Genomic DNA, 7,250 nt, shown 5'->3' with positions numbered 1-7,250 from the left:
GCGCCACCTCGGGCGATACCGGCGGGGCGGCCATCGATGCCTTTGCCGGTCGCAGCCGGACCGACATCTTCATCCTTTTCCCGCACGGCCGCGTCTCGCCGGTGCAGCAGCGGCAGATGACGACGTCGACGGCTGCAAACGTCCATGCGCTGGCGATCGAAGGCAATTTCGACGATTGCCAGGGACTGCTCAAGGACATGTTCAACGATCACGGCTTCCGCGACCGGGTTGCGCTTTCGGGCGTCAATTCGATCAACTGGGCCCGGATCATGGCCCAGATCGTCTATTATTTCTCCTCGGCGCTGTCGCTCGGCGCGCCGGACAGGCCGGTCTCCTTCACCGTGCCGACCGGCAATTTCGGCGATATCTTCGCCGGCTACGCCGCCAAGAAGATGGGCTTGCCGATCGAGCGGCTGGTCATCGCCACCAACGACAACGACATTCTGGCGCGCACCTTTTCGACCGGCGAATACCGCACCAAGGGCGTCTTTGCGACCACGTCGCCGTCGATGGATATCCAGGTGTCGTCCAATTTCGAACGCCTGCTGTTCGAGGCCTCCAGCCGTGACGCGGCGACCGTGCGGCGCTACATGGACGGTCTGAAGCAGTCCGGCGCTTTCACCATCGAACCCCAGCAAATCGCCGGGATGCGGTCGGAATTCGACGCCGGCCGGGCTGATATGGACGAGGTCGCCGCCACCATCCGCTCGACGCTCGCGGCCAGCAACTATCTGCTCGATCCGCACACCGCGGCAGCTGTACATGTCGCTGCGGGCAAGGCGTCAGGCGCCGTCCCGATGGTGGTGCTGGGTACCGCACACCCGGCAAAATTCCCGGCCGCCGTCGAAGCCGCCAGCGGCGTGTCGCCCGCACTGCCCGCATGGCTAGGTGGGTTGATGACATCGGAGGAAAAATACACGGTACTTCCCTCCGACCTGAAAATGGTGGAAGATTATGTCGGCCGCCGCGCGCGGGCGGCGCGTTAAGGAGTACTAGCCATATGGGTGTTGAGGTAAGCCGTCTGTCGAACGGCCTGACAGTCGCCACCGAAACCCTTCAAAGCATCGAATCGGTTGCCCTTGGTGCCTGGGTCAAGTCGGGTGCCCGCAATGAACGTGAGGACGAGCATGGCATGGCCCATCTGCTCGAGCACATGGCGTTCAAGGGCACGAAAAGGCGGAGCGCCTTCGAAATCGCCTCGGAGATCGAGGACGTTGGCGGCGAGATCAACGCCGCCACCAGCGTCGAAACCACTTCCTACTATGCCAGGGTGCTCTCCGACGACGTGCCGCTGGCCGTCGACATTCTTGCCGACATCCTGCAGGAGTCCGAATTCGACCCGCAGGAACTCGAGCGCGAACAGCATGTGATCCTGCAGGAGATCGGCGCCGCGCACGACACCCCCGACGACATCGTCTTCGACCGCTTCACGGAAACCGCCTATCGCCATCAGACGATTGGACGCTCCATTCTCGGCACGCCCGAAACGGTCAAATCCTTCACCTCCAAGCAACTCCACGACTTCATCGAGCGGCAATATGGCGCCGAGCGCATGGTGATTGTCGCCGCCGGCGACATCAAGCATGACAATTTCGTGCGCGAGGTCGAAAAGCAGCTCGGCGGCTTCCGCAGCAAGGCCGACAGCACCATCCCGCAATATGCGCAATATGTCGGCGGCGATTTTCGCGAGGACCGCGACCTGATGGACGCGCAGATCGTGCTGGGGTTCGAAGGCCGGGCCTATCATGTGCGCGACTTCTATGCCTCGCAGGTGCTCTCGATGATCCTCGGCGGTGGCATGTCGTCGCGCCTGTTCCAGGAGGTCCGCGAGAAGCGCGGCCTGTGTTATTCGGTCTATGCCTTCCATTGGGGCTTTTCCGACACCGGCGTCTTCGGCGTCCATGCCGCGACCGGCCAGAGCGACATCGCCGAACTGGTGCCTGTCATTATCGACGAACTGCAGAAGGCCGGCGAGAAAATCCTGCAGGAAGAACTCGACCGGGCGCGCGCCCAATATCGCGCCGGACTGATCATGTCAGCCGAAAGCCCGGCCAGCCGCGCTTCGCAGATCGCACGGCAACTGCTCCTGTTCGGCCGGCCGATCGCCAAGGAGGAACTGATGGAACGGCTGTCGGCGCTGACGGTCGAGCGGCTGACCGATCTATCGTCGCGTTTGTTCTCGACCAAGCCGACGCTTACCGCTGTCGGGCCTGTGGGCACACTGGCGCCATACGAGGCGATCCTCGAATCGCTCGCAGGCACGCAGACCGCGGCCCGTAAGCTCGCCGTCTAAGCCCCTCGAAGCGTCGTGTTCGCGCTCCCTTTCTTTCGCCGCGACCTGCCGGCGCTGAAAGGCGACCGCGTCACGCTGCGCGTGCCGTTCACCAACGACTACCGCGAGTGGGCGGTGGTGCGTGGCGAAAGCCGCGCCTTCCTCGAACCCTGGGAGCCACGCTGGACTCCCGATGAACTCGACCGCAACGCATGGCGGCTGCGCATCAGCCGCTACCGCGAAGATTATGCGCAAGGAACCGCGATCGCCTTCTTCATCTTCGAGAAGAGCAGCGGCAAGCTTGCCGGCGGCATCACGCTCGGCAACATACGCCATGGCGTCTCGCAAAGCGGCCATGTCGGCTACTGGATCGGCGAGCGCTTCGGCGGCCGCGGCCTGATGACCGACGCGGTCAAGGTGGTGGCCCGCTTCGCCTTCGATACGCTGAGGTTGCACCGGATCGAAGCGGCCTGTATTCCCGACAACATCAGGTCGATCCGCGTGCTTGAAAAAGCCGGATTTCGGCGCGAAGGACTGCTGCGATCCTACCTCAGGATCAACGGCATCTGGCAGGACCACTACCTCTACGCCCGGATCGCGGACGATCCGCCGGGCGTTGGAACGAAGGACTGATTTTTGACGAATTTCCTGCGAAACGGGTCGCTGTTCGCCTTTGTCCTCGCGACACTCCTGACGCTGTGGGCGGCATCGTCGGCCTTCGCCGTGGAGCCGATCAAGATCGCCCGCGACGACGTCGCGCTCGACCTTTCCGGCGCCGTCGAGATCTACCGGAACCAGGGCGAGAATTTCCAGGTGTCGACCGCGCCGGGTCCGGACGGTATCGTGCGGCGCATCGAGGTTGAGGCCAATGATGCCCGTTCGACCGGCGACTGGGCGGTGTTCGCGCTCGCCAACACCACCGACCAGCAACTCGACCGGCTGATCGTCGCACCCCATTTCCGCCTGGTGAATTCCGGCATCTTCTGGCCGGATCTCGGCTCGACCCGCATCGCCGCCATCACGCCCAGCGAAGGCTTCGCGCTCGACCGCCAGACCAGCCCCGATGCCGACGTTTTCCGGGTGACGCTGAACCCCGGCACGGTGATCACCTTCATCGCCGAACTGGCCTCGCCGAAGCTGCCGCAGGTCTACCTCTGGGATCCGGAATCCTACAAGGACTCGGTCAATTCCTACACGCTGTTTCGCGGCATCGTCATCGGTATCGCAGGCTTGCTGGCGCTGTTCCTCACCATTCTTTTCGTGGTCAAGGGAACCTCGATGTTCCCCGCGACCGCCGCGCTTGCCTGGGCGGTACTGGCCTATATCTGTGTCGATTTCGGCTTCCTCAACAAGGTCATCGAGATCTCGCCCGGCAATGAGCAGATGTGGCGGGCGGGAACGGAGGTGGCGCTGGCTGGAACCTTCGTGGTGTTCCTGTTCGCCTATCTCAACCTCAACCGATGGCACGGCCATTTCAGCTACGGCGCACTGGTCTGGATTCTCGGGCTGGTGCTGATCGCCGGGGTCGCGATCGTCGATCCGGCGGTTGCCGCCGGCATCGCCAGGCTGTCCTTCGCCGCAACCGCACTGACCGGGCTTGGCCTGATCATCTTCCTCGGCATACGCGGCTACGACCGTGCCATCATGCTGGTGCCCAGTTGGGTCATGGTGCTGTTGTGGCTATGCGGATCGTGGATGGCGATCACCGGCATGCTCGACAACGACATTGCCCAGCCGGCCCTGGGCGGCGGGCTGATCCTGATCATCCTTCTGATCGGCTTCACAGTGATGCAGCACGCCTTTGCCGGCGGCGCCCTGCACCAGGGCCTGTTCTCCGACCTCGAGCGGCAGGCGCTGGCGGTGGCCGGATCGGGCGACACGGTCTGGGATTGGGACGTGCTGCGCGACCGCGTCGTCACCAAGCCCGATGTCAGCATCCAGCTCGGCCTGGCACCGAACAGCCTTGGCGGCGCGGCCCGCAACTGGCTGCCGGTGCTGCATGCCGACGACCGCGACACGTTCCGCACGACGCTCGACGTGGTGCTCGAACACCGGCGCGGCCGGGTGTCGCAGAATTTCCGCCTGCGCGGCGCCGACGGCCACTATCACTGGTTTTCACTGCGCGCACGCCCGGTCATCGGCTCGGACGGCGAAGTCATCCGCTGCGTCGGCACCATGGTCGACGTGACTGAGCAGAAAAAGTCCGAGGAAAGGCTGCTGCACGACGCCGTGCACGACAATCTGACCGGCCTGCCGAACCGTGAACTTTTGATGAACCGGCTGGAAGCGATCATCTCGATCGCGCGCACCGAAGAGAAGGTGCGGCCGACCGTCTTCGTCATCGACATCGACCGTTTCAAGCAGGTCAATGACGGGCTCGGCATCTCGGCCGGCGATACCATCCTCTTGACCATCGCGCGCCGCCTGCACCGGCTGCTCAAGCCGAAGGATTCGCTGTCGCGCTTTGCCGGCGACCAGTTCGCTTTGATGCTGCTGTCCGAACAAGACCCGGCCCGCATCGCTGCGGTCGCTGATGCCATAAAGCATGCCATCAACAACCCGATCACCTTCGCCAAGCGCGAGATCGTGCTGACCGCGTCGATTGGGCTGATCACCTGGAATTCGCCGCAGATGTCGGCCGAGGACATGGTCAAGGATGCCGAGCTTGCCATGCACCAGGCCAAGCGCTTCGGCGGCGACAGGATCGAGCCGTTCCGTCCGGCTTTCCGCACTGTCGGCACCGACAGGCTGCAATTCGAATCCGACCTGCGCCGCGCCATCGAGCGGCGCGAATTCACGCTTGCCTACCAGCCGATCGTGCGGCTCGAGGACGGCAGTGTCGCCGGCTTCGAGGCGCTGCTGCGCTGGGACCACCCGCGCCGCGGCATGATCCCGCCGGCGGATTTCATCCCGGTAGCCGAAAGCTGCGGTCTTATCGTGCAGCTCGGCCTGTTTGCCATGCAGCAGGCGGCGGAAGATCTCGCCAGCTGGCAAAAACAGATCGGCGACGCGCCGCTGTCGGTCTCGGTCAATTTGTCCAGCCGCCAGTTGATCCGCCGCGACCTGGTCAGCGACGTCCGCTCGGTCATCGCGCGGGCCAATCTGAAGCCGCGCTGCTTCCGGCTGGAGCTCACCGAATCGCTTGTCATGGACAATCCCGAGCAGACCGCCCATGTGCTGACCAAGCTGAAGCAGCTCGGCATCGGCCTGTCGCTGGACGATTTCGGCACCGGCTACTCCTCACTGGCCTACCTGACGCGTTTCCCCTTCGACACCATCAAGATCGACAAGAGCTTCGTCGACGACAACACGCCCAAGCGCGCGGTGCTGCTGAAATCGATGGTCAACATGGCGCATGAGCTCGGCCTGTCCGTCGTCGCCGAGGGCATTTCGGACGAAAGCGATGCGCTGGAACTGCGTCAGATGGGCTGCGAATATGTGCAGAGCTTCATGTTCGGCGCCCCGATGCCGGGCGACCAGGTGCTGAAGACGCTAAAAGAGCAGTATCCGCTGACGCAAGCGTGAGCGGATCAGGCGTGCCCGGCCGCCAGGCTGAGATGCGCAAGGTCGATACCGATCGAGGCGAGGATCCGGTCGTATTTGCGCTCGATATCGGTGTCGAACAGAAGCTCGGCATTGGCCGGACAGGTCAGCCAGCCATTTTCGGCGATCTCGGTCTCCAGTTGGCCGGCGCCCCAGCCGGAATAGCCGAGCGCCATCAGCGCATGACGAGGCCCGCGGCCGGACGATATGGCGCGCAATATGTCGACGGTCGCCGTCAGGCAGATGTCGTCGGAAACGGTCAGCGACGATTCCACCCGATAGTCTCCCGAATGCAGGACGAAGCCCCGGCTGCGGTCCACGGGGCCGCCATTGCGCACGACGAAATCGCGGGCCTGAGCCGGCAATCGGATCGCCTCCTGCTCGTTCATGATGCCCAGTTGCACGAGCAAGTCCGGAAACAGCATCTGCTGCGTCTGGTTGATGATCAGGCCCATGGCGCCTTCATCGGAATGTGCGCAGACATAGATGACCGAGCGCGTGAAACGGTCGTCCTTCATGCCGGGCATGGCAATCAGGAACTGATCGTCGAGAAAGCCGCGACTGGCGACCGTCTTCTTGTGGCGCAACAAGTCCATGAAGGGAGCGTAACGCGTTTCCAAAGCGCCGAAAAGATGCGCCGTGCTGGATTCGACCAAAGCTTGTGGCGGCGGCTCGAACATTCTTCTCCCTCGAAGTCACGCAAATATGATACCGGCAAGGCCATGAAATCATTGCGCGGCCACGAACGGACGATCAAATCACCGCCATGCGAAGCTTGAAAATCCTGCTGCTCGGCGCCGCCATCGGATCGGCAACCGCTCTTCCCGCCGCCGCCTCCTCATCGGCGTGGTACAACAGCGAAGGCGGCAAGGTCCGGCTGGTGACCTCAGGCAAAGCCGACGACACCGGCCGCATCCAGGGCGTTCTCGACATAGCGCTCAAGCCCGGCTGGAAGACATATTGGCGCGATCCGGGCGACGCGGGCGTGCCACCGCAACTCGACATTTCAGCCAGCACCAACATCGCCGACGCAGCGCTATCGTTTCCGGCGCCGCAGCGCCATGACGACGGCTATGGCAAATGGGCAGGCTACAACTATCCGGTTTCTCTGCCGGTGACATTCACGCTGGCGGCGCCGAACCAGCCGGCGTTGATCGATGCCGACATCTTTCTCGGCATCTGCGAAACGATCTGCATTCCGGTGCAGACGCGGCTGACCGTCGACCCCGCCTCCGATCCGGACAATGCCGAGGACGCAGCGCTGGTGAAGGCGAGTTTCGCGGCGCTACCAGCGCCCGCGAGGTCCGATTTCGGCATCGCTGTGCTGCCGGGCGACCACGAGACGCTGATTGTCGAAGCGAGCTTTCCCGGCGATCCGGAGGCGGCGGATTTCTTCGTCGCCGGCGAGCGGGACTACATGTTCGGCACCCCTGCC

At 63.6% G+C, this 7,250-nt stretch carries 6 protein-coding genes; 5 read left to right on the top strand and 1 reads right to left on the bottom strand.

Annotation, left to right across the window (positions count from 1 at the left end):
* The 4 genes from thrC to EN964_RS18835 all read left to right on the top strand — a co-directional run.
* Nucleotides 1-986 (top strand): threonine synthase (gene thrC, locus EN964_RS18850; protein WP_127276616.1); only part of this gene is annotated, 986 nt, incomplete at its 5' end.
* A 14-nt stretch (nt 987-1,000) separates the two neighbouring features.
* Nucleotides 1,001-2,293 carry a pitrilysin family protein gene (locus EN964_RS18845; protein WP_127268574.1) on the top strand — a complete coding sequence of 431 codons (1,293 nt, stop codon included), beginning with the start codon at nt 1,001-1,003 and terminating at the stop codon, nt 2,291-2,293.
* A 15-nt stretch (nt 2,294-2,308) separates the two neighbouring features.
* On the top strand, nt 2,309-2,905 hold the full coding sequence (locus tag EN964_RS18840) for a GNAT family N-acetyltransferase (RefSeq protein ID WP_127268573.1): 597 nt from the start codon (nt 2,309-2,311) through the stop codon (nt 2,903-2,905).
* A gap of 3 nt (nt 2,906-2,908) precedes the next feature.
* Nucleotides 2,909-5,797: an EAL domain-containing protein gene (locus EN964_RS18835; RefSeq protein WP_127270311.1), complete on the top strand. Its 2,889-nt coding sequence runs from the start codon at nt 2,909-2,911 to the stop codon at nt 5,795-5,797.
* 5 nt (nt 5,798-5,802) lie between these two features.
* Here EN964_RS18835 and EN964_RS18830 read toward each other — a convergent pair whose 3' ends face one another.
* Entirely contained in the window at nt 5,803-6,411 is a 609-nt protein-coding gene (locus tag EN964_RS18830) for a YqgE/AlgH family protein (protein ID WP_023808594.1), read from the bottom strand.
* A gap of 170 nt (nt 6,412-6,581) precedes the next feature.
* On the opposite strand from EN964_RS18830, the gene EN964_RS18825 reads away from it, so the two are divergent.
* Nucleotides 6,582-7,250, top strand: a 669-nt coding sequence (locus EN964_RS18825; RefSeq protein WP_127276614.1) for a protein-disulfide reductase DsbD domain-containing protein, incomplete at its 3' end; no start/stop codon positions are given.

The sequence above is a fragment of the Mesorhizobium sp. M7A.F.Ca.CA.001.10.2.1 genome (assembly GCF_003998575.1).
GTDB lineage: Bacteria > Pseudomonadota > Alphaproteobacteria > Rhizobiales > Rhizobiaceae > Mesorhizobium.
The sequence above is the reverse complement of the archived record's forward strand: the minus strand, read 5'-3'. Positions and strand labels throughout refer to the sequence as shown.

Excerpts from the sequence above, each read along its gene's own strand:
- EN964_RS18845 (WP_127268574.1), top strand. The coding sequence starts at position 1,001 with ATGGGTGTTGAGGTAAGCCGTCTGTCGAACGGCCTGACAGTCGCCACC.
- EN964_RS18830 (WP_023808594.1), bottom strand. The coding sequence starts at position 6,411 with ATGGACTTGTTGCGCCACAAGAAGACGGTCGCCAGTCGCGGCTTTCTC.